Source organism: Actinomyces sp. 2119 (assembly GCF_003591215.1).
Lineage (GTDB): Bacteria > Actinomycetota > Actinomycetes > Actinomycetales > Actinomycetaceae > Actinomyces > Actinomyces lilanjuaniae.
In genome coordinates this window covers 1-16,105 of record NZ_QYRR01000013.1, presented here as the reverse complement: position 1 = coordinate 16,105, position 16,105 = coordinate 1, and the positions used below count along the sequence as shown (strand labels likewise).

Genomic DNA, 16,105 nt, shown 5'->3' with positions numbered 1-16,105 from the left:
CATGCCCTACGTCCCGATCGAGTGGCTGCGTGACCACGTCGAGGCTCCTGCCAGCCTGACCGCCGCCCAGCTGGCCGCCGACCTGGTGCGGGTGGGCCTGGAGGAGGAGCAGATTGTCCCCCCGGCGGTCACCGGGCCGCTCGTCGTGGGCAGGGTCCTCACCCGCGAGGTCTTTACCGCCTCCAACGGCAAGAGCATTGGCTACTGCCGGGTTGACGTGGGCCCGGAGCACAACGACGCACCCGGCACCGGCAAGGAGCCCAGTGATCTTCCCAGCCGTGGCATCGTGTGCGGTGCCCACAACTTTGACGCCGGGGACCACGTGGTGGTCAGCCTGCCCGGGGCCGTGCTGCCTGGTGACTTCGCCATCTCCGCACGCAAGACCTACGGCCACGTCTCCGACGGGATGATCTGCTCCGAGCGCGAGCTCGGCCTCGGCGACGATCACTCCGGCATCATCGTGCTCGAGCGCTGGCTCGCCGCCCACGGTCGAAAGGACGAGTCCGTCCCGGCCCCGGGCGCCGACGCCACCAGGCTGCTCGGTCTGGGGCAGGAGGTCCTGGAGGTCAACGTGACCCCGGACCGCGGCTACTGCTTCTCCATGCGCGGGATCGCCCGTGAGTACTCCCACGCCACCGGCGCCCGCTTCACCGACCCGGCTGACGCTACCAGTCCGGACCTCTTCCCCGCAGGTGTGGCCCCCGCAGGCCGGGACGGCTTCCCCGTCCTCCTCGCCAAGGACACTGCTCCCGTTCACGGTCGCCCCGGCGTGGACCGCTACGTGGCCCGGGTGGTGCGCGGCATCGACCCCGGCGCTGCCTCCCCGCAGTGGATGCAGGACCGCCTGGTGGCCGCTGGCATGCGCCCGATCAGCCTGGCGGTAGATGTCACCAACTACGTCATGCTCGACCTGGGCCAGCCGCTGCACGCCTTCGACCTGGACAGGCTGTCCGGCCCGATCGTGGTGCGCCGTGCCAGGCAGGGTGAGGCGCTGACGTTCCTCGACGACGTCACCCGGGTCCTCGACCCCGAGGACCTGGTCATCGCTGACTCCCCGGACGGTGAGGGCTCCCGCGCCCTGGTGCTGGCCGGCGTCTTTGGTGGCGCAGCGGCGGAGGTCGGCCAGGACACCACCGACGTCCTCATCGAGGCCGCCCACTTCGACGCCGTGTCCGTGGCCCGCTCAGCGCGTCGCCACAGGCTGCCTACCGAGTCCTCTCGGCGCAACGAGCGCGGTGTCGACACCGCCCTCGCCCCGGTCGCCGCCCAGCGCGCCGTCGACCTGCTGGTCCGCTACGGCGGTGGCACTGCCGAACCGGTCGCCACCGACGTCGACCGCACGGCGAACCCTGAGCCGGTCGTCATCCGCGCTGACTCTGCCGAGCGCCTGACCGGGGTGGCCTACGGTGCTGCCCGGGTAACTGAGCTGCTGCGCCGCGTGGGCTGCACGGTGGAGCCTGTTGGCGTCGATGCCGACGGCAGCGAGCTGCTTTCGGTGACTCCGCCTACCTGGCGGCCTGACCTGGTGGGGGCCGCCCACTTCGCCGAGGAGGTCGCCCGGCTCGACGGGTACGACAACATCGCCTCCACGCTCCCGGCGGTGCCGGCGGGAACCGGCCTGAGCCCGCGGCAGCGGGCGCGTCGTGACGTGGTACAGGCGCTGGTCGGAGCGGGCATGACCCAGGTGCTGTCCTACCCGTTCATCGGTGACGTGCACGACCGTCTGGGTATACCTGCGAAGGACCCTCGCCGCCAGTGCGTGCGCCTGGCCAACCCCCTGTCCGAGGACGCGCCCCGGCTACGCACCTCGGTGCTGGACTCACTGGTCGGTGCGGCCAGCCGCAACGTGTCGAGGGGGCTACCAGATGTCGCCGTCTTCGAGGTCGGCAGGGTCACGCTGCCAGAGGGGACGGTCCCCGCGCCGATTCCCGGTGCAGCCCAGCGGCCCAGTCCCGAGGAGGTCGCGGCCCTCCACGCGGGTGTCCCCCTGCAGCCCACGCACGTGGGTGCGGTCATGGTGGGCCAGCGGGAGCACGCTGGCGTACTGGGTGCCGGACGGGCCTGGGACTGGGCCGACGCGGTCCAGCTCGTGCGCGTCGTCACCAGCGCCCTGGGCCTTACCGTGGACGTTCGCGCCCCCGAGGAGCCCCCTGCTCCCTGGCACCCTGGTCGTAGCGCCGAGCTGCGTCTGAGCACCCACCAGGGCCGTGGACCTCTGGCCGGTGCCGATCCTGCTAGTCGTCCCGGCGTCCTCCCCGGCTCTCCCGGTGCCGTGGTCGCCTACGCCGGGGAGCTCCACCCCCGTGTCGTGCGTGAGCTGGGCCTGCCCGAGCGCGCCTGTGCCGTTGAGATCGACCTGGACGCGCTCCTGGACGCGGTGCAGGCCTCCGATGTCCTTCAGGTCAGGGCGGTGTCCACCTTCCCGGCTGCCAAGGAGGACATCGCCCTGGTGGTCGAGGAGTCCGTGAGTGCTCGCGCGGTGGAGGAGGTCGTGCGCCGTGCAGCGGGAGACCTGACGGAGCAGGTCCGTCTCTTTGACGTCTTCCGTGGCCCCCAACTGGGTCAGGGAAGGAAGTCCCTGGCCTTCTCCCTGGTGCTGCGTGCTCCGGACCGGACACTGACGGCCCAGGAGACGGCTGCTGTACGCAAGCGCGTCGTCAAGCGCGCTGCCGCGACGCTAGGGGCCCAGTTGCGCGGGTAGGCCGGTCCTGTGGCTCTGGACACACCGGGCGGGTACGGGGCCTGGAGGCAGGCGCGGGTCTCCTGCGTCATGAATACTTGCCGCTATGAGACTCCTGCTGACGTCCTCCTCCCGCCACGGCTCCACTGACGAGGTCGCTGCCGTCATCGCCGAGCGGCTGCAGGGCGCGGGTATTGACGTTGACACCTGCAAGCCGGAGGAGGTCGAGTCAGTAGACGGTTACGACGCCTTCGTGCTGGGCAGCGCCGTCTACATGACGCAGTGGACGCCGGAGGCGGTCGAGTTCACCAGGCGCTTCAGCGACGTCCTGTCTGCCAGCCCGGTGTGGGCCTTCTCCGTGGGCCTGTCGGGTCTGCCCCAGGGCAAGGTCTCCGACCCCAAGCGTATCGGCCCCGTCCTGCTGGCTATCGAGCCTGAGGACCACATGGTGTTTCCGGGGCGCTTCGACCCCGGTCGGCTGTCGCTCAGGGAACGGTCGATTGCCCGGCTGGGGGGCGCCTCGGAGGGTGACTTCCGCGACTGGGACCAGGTCCGCCAGTGGGCTGACGCCATCGCCGCCTCACTGGTCGGCTGAGCCTGACGGGAGTCCTGACGAGGCTGCGGGCCGGGCCGCACGGGCAGGTCTCGTACGGCGGTCGTTGTGACGGATGTAATGCCCGCTGGCACGCCTTGCAGTTTCGTATCTCTATGCAAGACGTCGTATGGTTCCTGCATGACCTGGACAGCAGCAGTTGCCGGCGCTACCGGCTACGCCGGCGGGGAGGTTCTGCGCCTCCTGGTGGCTCACCCGCAGATCGAGGTCGGCGCAGTGACGGCGGCGTCCTCGGCCGGAACATGTCTGGGGCAGCACCATCCCCACCTGATGGGGCTGGCGCAGCGTACGGTGGAACCTACTGACCCCGCCAGGCTCGCTGAGCACGACGTCATTGTCCTGGCCCTGCCCCACGGTGCCTCCGGTGAGGTGACCGCCGCTGTCGAGGAGGAGGCGGCCCGCCGTGGTACCTCGCCCCTGGTCATCGACTGCGGTGCGGACCACCGGTTAGTGGACCCCGAGGCGTGGACCGCCTTCTACGGCTCGCCGCACGCGGGTGCGTGGACCTACGGAATGCCTGAGCTCCTCCACGCGGGTGAGGCCGTCGCCCGGGCGCAGCGCACCCAGATCGCAGCTACCAGCAGGCTGGCTGTCCCGGGCTGCAACGTGACGGCAGTGACCCTGGCGCTCCAGCCGGGCGTGGCGGCCGGCCTGGTCGACTGCTCCCAGGGCGCGGCAGCGCTGACAGCGGTCCTCGCCGTGGGCTACTCAGGTGCTGGTAAGGCCCTCAGGCCCCACCTGATGGCGGCGGAGGGCATTGGCGGCGCCCAGCCCTATGCCGTGGGCGGGACCCACCGCCACATCCCCGAGATCATCCAGAACCTGGCCGTGGCGGGGGCGCAGGCTGGGGACCTCCGCCTGTCCTTCACCCCGGTGCTGGTCCCCATGAGCCGGGGGATCCTGGCCACTGTGACCGCGCCGGTGACCCGCGAGGTCCGCCAGGCCGCGGACCCGGGGGCCGTACTGCGCCAGGCCTGGGAGGAGGCCTATGGTGGCCCGGGGGCGGGGGAGAGGCTGGTTCACCTCCTGCCTGTAGGGACATGGCCTACCACTGCATCGGTGTCAGGCAGTGGTGTAGCCGTTGTCCAGGTCACCTTTGACCCGGTAGCAGGTGCCGCCACCGCGATGTGCGCTATCGACAATCTTGGCAAGGGTACCGCCTCTGCTGCGGTCCAGTGCCTCAACCGAGCTCTTGGTCTGCCAGAGACTGAGGGTGTGATCACCGAAGGAGCCGCTCCATGAGTGTCACGGCAGCACAGGGGTTTCGGGCCGCAGGCGTCGCCGCGGGCCTCAAGCCCTCGGCAGCCCCGGACCTCGCGCTGGTCGTCAACGACGGCCCCCACGACGTCGCCGCGGGAGTCTTCACCACTAACCGGGTGGTGGCCGCACCCGTGGTGTGGTCCCGGCAGGCTCTAGCCCCCGCCTGCGGGCAGGAGGGGGGGCGTGCTAGGGCGGTCGTCCTCAACTCGGGGTCGGCCAACGCCTGCACCGGGGTCCAGGGGGTACGCGACACCGAGGCCACCGCCATGCACGTGGCCGGCCTGCTGGGGTGCGACCCTGCGGAGGTCCTGGTGTGCTCCACCGGAGTCATCGGCGAGCCTCTCGACATGCCGCGTCTCCTGGACGGTGCCGACGTAGCGGCGCTCTGCCTGGAGGCCACCGCTGATGCTGGCACTGCGGCCGCCACCGCCATCATGACCACGGACACGGTCTCCAAGGAGGAGGCGCTCACGGTGGGCTCAGGCCCGGGCCGCTGGACTGTCGGCGGCATGATCAAGGGCGTGGGTATGCTCGCACCGGCTATGGCCACTATGCTGGCTGTGGTCACCACGGACGCGGTGGTTACTCCCGATGCTGCCCGGCAGGCCCTGAGTGCGGCGGCTGCCCGCACTCTTAACCGCATCAGCTCTGACGGCTGCATGTCCACTAACGACACTGTCGTGCTGCTTGCCTCCGGCGCCTCCGGCGTCCCCGTCTCCCAGGAGGAGTTTGAGGATGCCGTGACCGAGCTCCTGGCCCGCCTGGGCCGCAGGCTGGTTGCTGACGCTGAGGGGGCCACGCACGATATTGCCGTCACTGTCGCAGGCGCCGTCAGCGAGGCCGCCGCAGAGGCTGCCGCCCGCACGGTCGCTGCCTCCACCTTGCTGCGGTGTGCCGTGGCCGGCCAGGACCCGAACTGGGGCCGGGTGCTGGCCCAGTTGGGCACCGTGCCCGAGTCGGTCTGCCCCTTCGACCCTGACCAGGTGGACGTGGCGATCAACGGCGTGACCGTCTTCCGTCACGGGAACGTGGGCGAGGACCGCTCCCACGTGGACATGACCCCCCGTGAGACCCGCATCGACATCGACCTTCACTCCGGGCAGGCCCAGGCCACAGTATGGACCAACGATCTTACTCACGACTACGTCTCGATCAACGCGGACTACACCACATGACCACATCCGACGCCGAGCACTCTGGCTCCCCGGACCCCTCCGGGTCTTCTGACACTGCTGACACCATGGCTGCCCCGGCGGGGACCTCGGCCATCGATCCCCGTCTCAAGGCATCGGTCCTCCTGGAAGCCGTGCCCTGGCTACGCACCTACAAGGGGGCCACCATGGTCATCAAGTACGGTGGCAACGCCATGGTGGACGACGACCTCAAGCGGGCCTTCGCCCAGGACGTCCTCTTTCTGCACCAGGTAGGGGTCAGGCCTGTCGTTGTCCACGGGGGCGGCCCCCAGATCAACGCGATGCTGAGTCGGCTTGGTATTGAGCCGGAGTTTCGCGGCGGCCTGCGCGTGACCACCCCGGAGGTCATGGACGTGGTTCGCATGGTGCTGACCGGGTCCGTCCAGCGCGAGCTCGTCTCCCTGCTGAACAAGGACGGGTCGGCAGCAGTCGGTATCAGCGGGGAGGACGGGGGCCTCCTGCGGGCTCGGCGTCGTCCTGCCTCTGTCGGGGGTGAGGAGGTGGACGTGGGTCTGGTCGGCGACGTCGTCGAGGTCAGTCCCCAGCCCATCACTGACCTGCTTGACCAGGGACGGATCCCCGTCATCTCGTCGGTGGCGCCGCTGGCCGAGGACTCCTCCACCGTCCTCAACATCAACGCGGACACTGCGGCGGCGGCTATCGCAGTAGCCCTGGGAGCCAGGTCCCTTATGATGCTGACCGACGTGGAGGGCCTCTACTCCGCCTGGCCGGACCGAGGTTCCCTGGTCCCGTTCATCAGCGCCTGTGCGCTGGAGAAGTTGCTGCCCACTCTTGAGTCAGGCATGATCCCTAAGATGGAGGCGTGCCTGCGGGCGGTGCGCGGAGGGGTCGGCCAGGCCCATGTGGTCGACGGCCGCCAGGCCCACTGCATGCTCCTGGAGATCGTCACCGACGAGGGCGTGGGCACCGTCATCCACCCCGGGGACGCCCCGGTACCACCCTTGAACGGAGGTAGGAGCCTGTGAGCGCCTCGGCTGCCACGACGCCAGCCGCACACGCCCTGGGTGAGGGCGGCGGCAGTAACCAGGCCTGGAGCGCGCGCTATGCCCAGGCGGTGATGAACACCTTCGGCGTCCCGGAGCGGGTCCTGGTCCGGGGGCAGGGGACCTCGGTGTGGGACGCCGACGGCACGCGGTACACGGACATGCTGGCCGGCATCGCTGTCAACTGCCTGGGCCACGCCCACCCCGCGGTCCTTCAGGCAGTCAGTGACCAGCTCAGCACGCTGGGACACGTGTCAAACTTCTTCACCACCCCGGCCCAGGTGCGTCTGACTGAGGAGCTGTGCTCCTTGGTCTTCCCCCAGGAGGGGCAGGAAGTCCATGACGTACGAGTCTTCCTGTCCAATTCCGGCACAGAGGCCAACGAGGCGGCCCTCAAGATCGCTCGCAGGTACGGGGGTCCGGCCCGCTCCCGGGTGCTGGCATTGGAGGACGCCTTCCACGGCAGGACGATGGGTGCCCTGGCCCTGACGCACAAAGCGGCCTACCGGGAGCCTTTCGAGCCTCTGCCGGGGGGAGTGGAGTTCCTGCCTGTCGGCGACGTTGCGGCCCTGCAGCAGGCTATGGGGCCTGACGTCGCTGCGGTCTTTGTTGAGCCTGTACAGGGTGAGGCCGGGGTTCGGGAGCTGCCCAGCGGGTACCTGGAGGCTGTCCGTAGCCTCACGACGCAGGCAGGCGCCCTGCTGGTCCTTGACGAGGTCCAGTCGGGGATGGGACGTACTGGAGCGTGGATGGCGCACCACCTCGTGGCCCCGGGTGTCGTTCCTGACGTGGTGACCCTTGCCAAGGGGCTGGGTGGCGGCATCCCGGTGGGTGCTGTCGTGGCACGTGGGGAGGCAGCCTCCCTCCTGGGGCCAGGCCAGCACGGCACCACCTTCGGGGGCAACCCGGTTGCCTGCGCTGCAGCCTTGGCCGTGATCGCCACGATCCGCGAGGAGAGGCTGCTGGAGCACGTCAGTGCCCTGGGAGCGCAGTGGGCGGCTCAGCTGGCCACGGTTCCCGGTGTCAGTGAGGTGAGGGGGCGTGGCCTCCTGCTGGGTGTTGGCCTGGTGGATGACTGTGCCCCGGCCAGCGAGGTCGCTGAGGCCCTTGCCCGGGAGGGGTTCATCGTGAACGCACCGCGCCCCGACACCATCCGGCTGGCCCCGCCCCTTATCGTCTCCCAGGAGGAGACGAACGCCTTGACCACAGCCCTGGCCAGGGTCCTGGCCTCGCGGGAGGGGGACTGATGAGCAGCGCTGCCGCGGGCGAGGACACCGGCGGCGACCAGCCTGGGACGGTTCCCGGGACAAAAGCCGCTCGGCACGTGCTGATCGCCCAGATCCTCTCCCGGTCATGGATCCGGTCGCAGGCGGAGCTGCGCGACGCCCTGGCTGCGCGGGGGGTCAGCGCCACCCAGGCCACCCTGTCCCGTGACCTGGTCGAGCTGAGAGCGACCAAGGTGCGCTCGGCAACCGGGGTGCCGGTCTACTCGCTTCCCGAGGTGGGGGCACCGGGGCAGGTCGCGGCGGTCGGCAGCCGCAGCTCGGACTCTGAGTCCCTGTCCGACTACGTGACCGCCCGACTGACACGGTGGTGCGCGGACCTGCTGGTCGCCGCCGAGTTCTCCGGCAGTCAGGTGGTGCTGCGTACCCCTGCAGGCGCTGCCCAGCTGCTGGCTGGCGCTGTTGACGACGCGATGATGCCCGGGGTGCTGGGCTGCATCGCCGGTGACGACACAGTCCTGGTGATTACCCGCAGCGAGCAGGACTCCGCCGAGCTTGTCGCCCTGCTCCTAGCCCTGGCGGAACCAGCATCCCGACGATAGGCCGGGCGCTCCTGCCCGGCTGCCTGGGCTGGTTGCGGGTCCCCTACCGGCGTCGCGCACCGCCACCCCTTCACGCCGACAGGCTTTCTTGCCCTCCCATCCTGACTTCTACTTTTTCCTGCTCTCGTTACTGTCCGCACTGTCTCCAAGGAGGTTTCCCATGAGCACTAGCACGGACCGTGTCGTCCTGGCCTACTCCGGTGGCCTGGACACCTCGGTGGCCATTGGATGGATTGCGGAGCGGACCCGACGAGAGGTCGTTGCCGTGTGTGTGGATGTCGGTCAGGGGGGCGAGGACCTTGGGGTCGTGCGTCAGCGGGCACTGGACTGCGGCGCTGTCGAGGCCTACGTAGCCGACGCTCGTGAGGAGTTCGTCAACGACTACTGCGTGCCGGCGCTCAAGGCCAACGCCTTGTACGAGGGCCGCTACCCCCTGGTGTCTGCCTTGTCCCGGCCTTTGATCGCGCGGCACCTGGTCAGGGCGGCGCGGGAGTTCGGTGCCGGGACCGTGGCTCACGGCTGTACCGGCAAGGGCAACGACCAGGTGCGGTTCGAGGTCTCAATCACCTCAATGGCGCCTGACATGGACTGCCTGTCTCCGGTGCGGGACCTGGCGCTGACCCGGGACGTAGCCATCGGCTACGCGGAGGAGCACTCCCTGCCGATCGAGACCACGAGGCACAACCCGTTCTCCATCGATCAGAACGTCTGGGGCCGTGCCATTGAGACCGGGTTCCTGGAGGACCTGTGGAACGCTCCGACCAAGGACGTCTACGTCTACACCGACGACCCCACTTACCCGCCGTTGCCCGACGAGGTCGTCATCACCTTTGAGCGGGGGGTACCGGTGGCGCTGGACGGTCGGCCCGTCACGCCGCTGGAGGCCGTTCAGGAGCTCAACCGGCGTGCGGGCGCCCAGGGGGTTGGGCGTATTGACATGGTGGAGGACCGTCTAGTGGGCATCAAGTCCCGTGAGATCTACGAGGCGCCTGGAGCGGTTGCGCTCATTGAGGCGCACCAGGCCCTGGAGGCCGTCACGCTGGAGCGCCAGCAGCGGCGTTACAAGCGACAGATGGAGCAGGCCTGGAGCGACCTGGTCTACGAGGCGCAGTGGTACTCCCCGCTCAAGCGCTCCATGGACGCCTTCATCGAGGACACCCAACGCCACGTCTGCGGTGACATCCGCATGGTCCTGCACGGAGGACGGGCGACGGTGACCGGCCGCAGGACGGACACGGGCCTGTATGACTTCGGCCTGGCTACCTACGACACCGGCGACACCTTCGACCAGTCCTCGGCCCGGGGCTTTATCGAGATCTACGGGCTCCAGTCGCGTCTCGCGGCGGCACGGGACCTGCGGTCGGGTGACGTCGAGGCCTTCTGAGGCCTTCGAAGGTTGCTGCTAAGACCTGTTACGGGGAAGACCGGGTGGTCGGGCCTCGCGCGCCGCAGCGCGTCGTGCGGGGCCCGACCTCACAGCTCCAGGGTGCTCGTATCCAGGGTGCTCGTACTCGTCAGGAGCGGGTAGCCTTCGGCTTCTGGCTGCCTTCCGCCTGTGCGGCTGGCTGGGAGGCTGCGTGCCGACGCAACCAGCGGGAGTCGTCGTTGGCGTAGGCGTAGTAGGCGCCGATAAGCAGCCCGCCACCCACAAAGTTGCCTAGCAGCGCGACGGCGACGTTGCCCATGGCCAGGGGGACCTCGATCCCGTGCGTCATGCCCACTACGGTGAACAGGACCGTGTTGGCCACGGAGTGCTCCAGGCCGAGAAAGGCGAAGACGAACACCGCCATGATCATCGAGAAGATCTTGGACCAGTCCTCGTGGATGAAGCCGTTGTAGATGAGCAGCATCGCCAGGTTGATCATGAAGTTGCACAGGATCGCTCGCACGAGGAGGTCACCGATACCACTGGCGGAGGACAGGTAGGCGAGCTTGGTCTCCACGGAGTGCACCGCCTGGTCCCCGGTACTACCACCCAGCAGGGAGGAGAAGCGGTAGAGCAGGGCAAAGCCCAGCCCGCCCAGGAAGTTGCCCAGCAGGCACATGCCCAGGACCCTCAGTCCCCTCCACCAGGAGATCCTGCGGTAGTACCCGCCGATGACTACCACCATCATGTTGGAGGTCAGCAGCTCAGAGCGGGTGTAGTAGATGAACACCAGTGCCGGCCCGAAGCACAGGGCGCCGAGGACACGTCCCACGCCCGCCAGAGACGCGCCGCCCACGGACAGCTCGTCAAAGGTCCCCACGATCGCGTAGTTGACCACGTAGAACACTGCGACGATCATCCCGGCCATGGCGGCCCGCATAAGATAGCGATGGGCGATCGTCCCGGTCATGCGGGTCTTGGTCTCCAGGGCCTCCAGAACGGTGGAGATGAACTGCTTGCCGGGGAACAGGGGGTTGGACGGTGTGTCAGCCATGGGTCCTATGCTGTCACGTAGCAGGCCGGTGGCGGCTGCTCGTAGCGGCTGGCCCAGGGGATACAGGTACTGGCTCCACGCACGGCGATAGACCATCATGGTCCCATGAGCAGCGAGGACCCCAGCCAGCCAGCACCTCACCCTCCGGGCGCCCAGTCTTCCCAGGCTTCCGGGACCGGCGGCCTGTGGGGTGGGCGCTTCTCCGGCTCCCCGGCTCAGGCCCTGGCCGCGCTGAGCGTGTCAACGCACTTCGACTGGCGTCTAGCCCGGTACGACCTTGCGGGCTCCCGGGCGCACGCTCGCGCCTTGCACCGGGCAGGGCTCCTTGACGATGGCCAGCTCCACGCGATGGTGGACGCCCTGGACCGCCTGGAGGACGATGTCGTCTCCGGCCGTTTCTGCCCGCTTCCTGCTGACGAGGACGTCCATACCGCACTGGAGCGCGGACTTATCGAGCGCGCGGGGGCTGACCTGGGAGGGCGTCTGCGTGCCGGACGCTCCCGCAACGACCAGATCGCCACCCTCATCCGCATGTACCTGCGTGACCAGGCCCGTCACCTTGCCGGTCGCGTGCTCGACGTCGTCGACGCCCTCATAGACCAGGCCGCCTGGGCGCAGGACCGTGTCATGCCGGGGCGCACCCACATGCAGCACGCCCAGCCCGTGCTCATCGCCCACCAGCTGCTGGCGCACGCCTGGCCGCTCATGCGCGACGTGGAGCGGCTGGAGGACTGGGATGTCCGTGCAGCTGTCAGCCCCTACGGCTCGGGCGCCCTCGCTGGTAGCACCCTAGGCCTCGATCCTGACGTCGTTGCCGCTGAGTTGGGCTTCGACTCCGCGGCGGACAACTCGATCGACAGCACGAGCGCGCGCGACGTGGTGGCGGAAATGTCCTTTGTCCTGGCAATGACCGCTGTGGACCTGTCGCGCCTGAGCGAGGAGCTCATCATCTGGGCCACGAAGGAGTTCGGGTTTGTCACTCTTGACGACGCCTACGCGACGGGCTCGTCGATCATGCCGCAGAAGAAGAACCCCGACGTCGCCGAGCTGGCCCGGGGAAAAGCGGGACGGCTCATCGGCGACCTGGCGGGACTGCTGGCCACGCTCAAGGCTCTGCCTCTGGCCTACGATCGTGATCTCCAGGAAGACAAGGAGCCGGTCTTTGACGCGGTCGACACCCTGGACGTTCTTCTGCCTGCGGTAACGGGCATGGTGCGCACGATGACGCTGGACTACCGGCGTATGGCCGATCTGGCGCCGCAGGGGTTCTCCCTGGCCACCGACATCGCCGACTGGTTAGTCAGGCAGGGCGTACCCTTCCGGCAGGCCCACGAGGTCGCTGGCGCCTGCGTGCGTACCTGTGAGCGGCGCGGCATCGAGCTGTGGGACCTGAGCGAGGAGGACCTGCAGGGTATCGACCCCCGCCTGGGGCCGGGAGTGCGGGAGGTCCTGTCCGTGGAGGGCTCGGTAGCAGCCAGGTCCGCCCACGGTGGGACGGCGCCGGTGCGTGTGGTTGAGCAGCTGGCCCGGGCGGTGGAGCACAGCGCCGAGCTGAGGGGCTTTGCCTGGGAGGGCTCCCTTGCGTGGCAGGTGGATAGGCCGGGGGAGAGGTAGCGTGGGCAGCGCGTCTGGCTCAGGCAGATTGGCGGTGCCGACGCAGGTCCGTGACCTTCTTGAACACGACCCTGTGGAGGTTGCCGCTCGTCTTCTGGGCTCGGTCATTACCTCGTCTACCTCACGGGGGGCGGTCAGCGTCCGGCTCACAGAGGTCGAGGCCTACCGGGGTGAGGAAGACCCCGGATCACACGCCTACAGGGGGAGGACGCCCCGCAACGCCTCGATGTTCAAGGCCGCCGGGCACGTCTACGTGTACTTCACCTACGGCATGCACCACTGCCTCAACCTCGTCTGCGGCCCGGCGGGCCAGGCCCGCGCCGTCCTTCTGCGCGGGGGAGAGGTCGCTGGCGGGCATGCCCTGGCCCGGTTGCGTCGGCCTGCTGCCCGCACGGATCGTGACCTGGCGCGTGGGCCAGCGCGCTTGTGCGCCGCCCTTGGCCTGACCCGTGATGATGACGGGACCTGCCTGGGTCCGCCCGGGTCGCACCTGCACCTGCTGCTGCCCACGCGCCAGGACCAGCCGGCCGTGGAGCGGATTCGTCGTGGGCCGCGCACGGGTGTGTCCGGCCCTGGCGGGGACGGCTCTGTCTTTCCCTGGCGGCTGTGGATCGATGGCGAGCCCACCGTCTCGCCCTACAGGCCCGCTCGGCCACAGCCGCGCAGGAGGGGCTGATGGGCGGCTCGACGCGCCCGTGGCGCAGCCTGTTTCCTGAGAGCTACTGGAACCACAACGCTGCCTTCCACGGCGAGCTGGTGGCCCCGGGGTGCAGGCTCCTCGTTATCGGGCTGGCCGCCAGAAAGTCCGTGGCGGACTGGGCTCTGGATCTCCTGGGCGTGGTGCCGATTCGTTGTGCGAGCCTGTGGTACCACGAGACCCCCGACATTGATGTGCCTACGGCACCGGCACGCGAGTCGTTGCGCCACATCGGCGCCACAGCGCGGCGTACCCTGCCTGGTGCTCGTGTACGGCGGCGGTTCTACTGGCGCTACTCAATTGTGTGGGACCGGCCGGATCGGCAGCAGTGGTGACGGCGGCGGCGACCAGGATGGCTGGATCATCCCCGCTACCGGTCCGTGACATCCTGAGAGCCCTGGGCGCCGAGCTGGGGGAGGCTCCGGCCTGGCCAGCACAGTCGCCTTTCGAGTACGTGTGCGGGATCGTCCTGGTGCAGAACGCGGCCTGGACGAACGTCGAGCGCGCGTTGGCGCTGTTGCGTGAGGCGACTGGCTTCGACCCCGAGCGCCTACTCTGCCTGTCCGACACCGAGCTGACCGCGCTGATCCGTCCTGTCGGCTTTATGCGAGCAAAGTCCCGGGCGCTGCGCGGCTATGCCGCGTGGATGCTCTCGCCAGCTGGCCAGGCAGCCTGGGGCCTGGACGACGACGCGCTTCGGTCTGTGCTGCTGGCCCTGCCCGGCATCGGACCGGAGAGCGCTGATGTCGTCGCCCTCATGGTCTTCGGTCGGCGTCGCTTCATCTTCGACACCTACGGGCGGCGGCTGCTGCACCAGGCCGGGTACGATGTCGGCCGCGACTACGAGACCACCAGAAGGGCACTGGAGACAACCATTGGTGCCGAGCACCTGAGCCACGCCGAGCTGGTGGCCCTGCACGGGCTTGTCATCAAGGCGGGGCAGCGTGCCCGTGCTGCTGGCGGCTGGGAAGTCTACGGACCCAGGATCGGTATTGGCGTGTCCTCGTCGTGAGGGTGGTACCACCGGTACGCGCCAGGTCGGCCTGCGGTTCTGTGGGGCGTGGCAGACTAGCCCGCGCCGGGCAGTCGGCCCGACCCCGGACGAGGAGTCCCGGGAGCACCTATGGAAGGCGACAGGACCGTGACCGACATCCTCGACGAGCTGCAGTGGCGGGGCCTGGTCGCCCAGCACACCGACCTTGAGGCGCTACGCAGGGCGCTGGCGGAGGGGCCGGTGACCTTCTACTGCGGGTTCGACCCGACGGCCGCAAGCCTCCACCACGGGCACCTGGTTGCAGTCAAGGTCATGCGTCACCTGCAGATGGCGGGGCACAGGCCGCTGGCTCTGGTCGGCGGGGCGACCGGTCTGATCGGAGACCCGCGTGCCAAAGGGGAGCGCTCGCTCAATACCAGGGAGGTCGTGAGCCAGTGGGCGCAGAGCCTGCAGGCCCAGCTAGAGCACCTCCTCGACTTCGACGGCGACGCCCCAGCCCGCATCGTCAACAACCTGGACTGGACGGCCGACCTGAGCGCTATCGACCTTCTGCGGGACCTGGGCAAGCACTTCCGCCTGGGCACGATGCTGTCCAAGGACATCGTCGCCCGGAGGCTGGCCAGTGAGGAGGGCATCTCCTACACCGAGTTCAGCTACCAGGTGCTTCAGGCCAACGACTACCTTGAACTGTACCGCCGCCACGGATGCACCTTGGAGGTGGGGGGCAATGACCAGTGGGGCAACCTGGTAGGAGGCATGGACCTCATCCACAAGGTTGAGGGGGCGACGGTCCACGTCATGACCAACCCGCTCATCACCAAGGCTGACGGCACCAAGTTCGGCAAGACCGAGGGCGGGGCAGTGTGGCTGGACCCGCAGCTCATGTCGCCCTACGCCTTCTACCAGTTCTGGCTCCAGGTGGACGACGCCGACGTCGTACGCTTTCTCAAGGTGTTCACCTTCCTGGACAGGGAGGAGATCGACCAGTTGGACGAGGACACCAGGCAGCGGCCTAAGGCTCGACAGGCACAGAAGGTCCTTGCCAGGGAGGTAACCCGGTGGGTGCATGGGGCCGACGCTCTGGCCCAGGCTGAGGCCGCGACGCAAGCCCTGTGGGGGAGAGGAGACCTTTGGGAGCTGGACGAGGCTGCTGTCACGGCTGCGACAGCGGACCTTCCTACGGGTGAGCTTGTCGTCGGCAAGACGACGGTCGTGGATCTGCTGGTCAGCACCTCCTTGGAGAGAGGGCGCTCGGCCGCACGACGTACGGTTGCCGCCGGCGGTGCCTACCTCAACAACACCAAGGTTGTTGACGAGGACCGTGCGGTCACCCGGGAGGACCTGCTGGCCGGAGGACGCGTCCTGGTCCGCAAGGGACGACGGCACCTGGGAGTGGGAGTGGCGGCTCTGGGCACCTGATGGGGTTACTGTGTAACGACTGTCACTCTGATGAGGTTTGACCTCATGGGTGTCGGCGGGTAATGTATTCCGAGGTTCAAGGCGGTGAACGTTGAAGCGAGGCCTGCTGTGCAGGTGGTTTCGATGAACCGAATGGACCATGGCGGTGCTGTCATCCCTGTAGAGACGTGAAGGGTAACCCTGACGCGAGTTCTCAACTCGGATCACAGTCTGCCGGTACTTGTGGATAATCAGGTATGCGAGTGTCTGTGCGTCCACATGGGTGTGTGGTTTGAGATCTCGATAGTGTGTCTTGTTCTTTTATGCCTGTCTGGGTGGGGCTGTCCTGCTGTGGGTGTGCCTGGTTGTGGTCGTGCGTGTGTGCGTGCGGCTGGTCGGGTGTGCGT

At 68.5% G+C, this 16,105-nt stretch carries 14 protein-coding genes; 13 read left to right on the top strand and 1 reads right to left on the bottom strand.

From position 1 onward, the window contains the following. Nucleotide 1 precedes the first annotated feature (1 nt). The 8 genes from pheT (at nucleotide 2) to D4740_RS12400 (ending at nucleotide 9,959) form a co-directional block, all read left to right on the top strand. A complete protein-coding gene (pheT, locus tag D4740_RS12435) occupies nucleotides 2-2,701 on the top strand; it encodes a phenylalanine--tRNA ligase subunit beta (protein WP_119837193.1) in 2,700 nt (899 codons plus the stop codon). 85 nt (nucleotides 2,702-2,786) lie between these two features. After that, complete coding sequence (locus tag D4740_RS12430; protein ID WP_119837192.1) at nucleotides 2,787-3,275, top strand: flavodoxin domain-containing protein; 489 nt, start codon at nucleotides 2,787-2,789, stop codon at nucleotides 3,273-3,275. A 138-nt stretch (nucleotides 3,276-3,413) separates the two neighbouring features. Then, nucleotides 3,414-4,535 (top strand): N-acetyl-gamma-glutamyl-phosphate reductase, encoded by a 1,122-nt coding sequence (gene argC / locus D4740_RS12425; RefSeq protein WP_119837191.1) that lies wholly within the window; start codon nucleotides 3,414-3,416, stop codon nucleotides 4,533-4,535. After that, nucleotides 4,532-5,728 carry a bifunctional glutamate N-acetyltransferase/amino-acid acetyltransferase ArgJ gene (argJ, locus tag D4740_RS12420; RefSeq protein WP_119837190.1) on the top strand — a complete coding sequence of 399 codons (1,197 nt, stop codon included), beginning with the start codon at nucleotides 4,532-4,534 and terminating at the stop codon, nucleotides 5,726-5,728. Before argC ends, argJ begins: the two co-directional genes overlap by 4 nt. A gap of 65 nt (nucleotides 5,729-5,793) precedes the next feature. Continuing rightward, nucleotides 5,794-6,732, top strand: coding sequence for an acetylglutamate kinase (argB, locus tag D4740_RS12415; protein ID WP_119837214.1), 939 nt, complete (start codon nucleotides 5,794-5,796; stop codon nucleotides 6,730-6,732). Beyond that, on the top strand, nucleotides 6,729-7,997 hold the full coding sequence (locus D4740_RS12410) for an acetylornithine transaminase (RefSeq protein ID WP_119837189.1): 1,269 nt from the start codon (nucleotides 6,729-6,731) through the stop codon (nucleotides 7,995-7,997). Before argB ends, D4740_RS12410 begins: the two co-directional genes overlap by 4 nt. Further along, entirely contained in the window at nucleotides 7,997-8,575 is a 579-nt protein-coding gene (locus D4740_RS12405) for an arginine repressor (protein WP_119837188.1), read from the top strand. Before D4740_RS12410 ends, D4740_RS12405 begins: the two co-directional genes overlap by 1 nt. A gap of 160 nt (nucleotides 8,576-8,735) precedes the next feature. Then, complete coding sequence (locus tag D4740_RS12400) at nucleotides 8,736-9,959, top strand: argininosuccinate synthase (RefSeq protein ID WP_119837187.1); 1,224 nt, start codon at nucleotides 8,736-8,738, stop codon at nucleotides 9,957-9,959. A 130-nt stretch (nucleotides 9,960-10,089) separates the two neighbouring features. Here D4740_RS12400 and D4740_RS12395 read toward each other — a convergent pair whose 3' ends face one another. Beyond that, nucleotides 10,090-10,995, bottom strand: coding sequence for a formate/nitrite transporter family protein (locus D4740_RS12395; RefSeq protein WP_119837213.1), 906 nt, complete (start codon nucleotides 10,993-10,995; stop codon nucleotides 10,090-10,092). 105 nt (nucleotides 10,996-11,100) lie between these two features. On the opposite strand from D4740_RS12395, the gene argH reads away from it, so the two are divergent. The 5 genes from argH (at nucleotide 11,101) to tyrS (ending at nucleotide 15,719) form a co-directional block, all read left to right on the top strand. Continuing rightward, nucleotides 11,101-12,609, top strand: coding sequence for an argininosuccinate lyase (argH, locus tag D4740_RS12390; protein WP_119837186.1), 1,509 nt, complete (start codon nucleotides 11,101-11,103; stop codon nucleotides 12,607-12,609). A gap of 28 nt (nucleotides 12,610-12,637) precedes the next feature. Continuing rightward, a complete protein-coding gene (locus D4740_RS12385) occupies nucleotides 12,638-13,285 on the top strand; it encodes a DNA-3-methyladenine glycosylase (protein ID WP_396027249.1) in 648 nt (215 codons plus the stop codon). Beyond that, nucleotides 13,285-13,641: a hypothetical protein gene (locus D4740_RS12380; RefSeq protein ID WP_119837184.1), complete on the top strand. Its 357-nt coding sequence runs from the start codon at nucleotides 13,285-13,287 to the stop codon at nucleotides 13,639-13,641. The genes D4740_RS12385 and D4740_RS12380 overlap by 1 nt, the downstream gene beginning before the upstream one ends. A gap of 17 nt (nucleotides 13,642-13,658) precedes the next feature. Then, nucleotides 13,659-14,318, top strand: coding sequence for a base excision DNA repair protein (locus tag D4740_RS12375; RefSeq protein WP_119837212.1), 660 nt, complete (start codon nucleotides 13,659-13,661; stop codon nucleotides 14,316-14,318). A 129-nt stretch (nucleotides 14,319-14,447) separates the two neighbouring features. Further along, the gene (gene tyrS, locus D4740_RS12370; protein ID WP_119837211.1) at nucleotides 14,448-15,719 is read left to right on the top strand and encodes a tyrosine--tRNA ligase; all 1,272 of its coding nucleotides are present in this window, start codon (nucleotides 14,448-14,450) and stop codon (nucleotides 15,717-15,719) included. Nucleotides 15,720-16,105: the final 386 nt, after the last annotated feature.

Bases quoted from the DNA above. Each gene is read 5' to 3' on its own strand.
- pheT (WP_119837193.1), top strand. From the start codon at position 2: ATGCCCTACGTCCCGATCGAGTGGCTGCGTGACCACGTCGAGGCTCCT.
- D4740_RS12430 (WP_119837192.1), top strand. From the start codon at position 2,787: ATGAGACTCCTGCTGACGTCCTCCTCCCGCCACGGCTCCACTGACGAG.
- argC (WP_119837191.1), top strand. From the start codon at position 3,414: ATGACCTGGACAGCAGCAGTTGCCGGCGCTACCGGCTACGCCGGCGGG.
- argJ (WP_119837190.1), top strand. From the start codon at position 4,532: ATGAGTGTCACGGCAGCACAGGGGTTTCGGGCCGCAGGCGTCGCCGCG.
- argB (WP_119837214.1), top strand. From the start codon at position 5,794: ATGGCTGCCCCGGCGGGGACCTCGGCCATCGATCCCCGTCTCAAGGCA.
- D4740_RS12405 (WP_119837188.1), top strand. From the start codon at position 7,997: ATGAGCAGCGCTGCCGCGGGCGAGGACACCGGCGGCGACCAGCCTGGG.
- D4740_RS12400 (WP_119837187.1), top strand. From the start codon at position 8,736: ATGAGCACTAGCACGGACCGTGTCGTCCTGGCCTACTCCGGTGGCCTG.
- D4740_RS12395 (WP_119837213.1), bottom strand. From the start codon at position 10,995: ATGGCTGACACACCGTCCAACCCCCTGTTCCCCGGCAAGCAGTTCATC.
- argH (WP_119837186.1), top strand. From the start codon at position 11,101: ATGAGCAGCGAGGACCCCAGCCAGCCAGCACCTCACCCTCCGGGCGCC.
- D4740_RS12380 (WP_119837184.1), top strand. From the start codon at position 13,285: ATGGGCGGCTCGACGCGCCCGTGGCGCAGCCTGTTTCCTGAGAGCTAC.
- D4740_RS12375 (WP_119837212.1), top strand. From the start codon at position 13,659: ATGGCTGGATCATCCCCGCTACCGGTCCGTGACATCCTGAGAGCCCTG.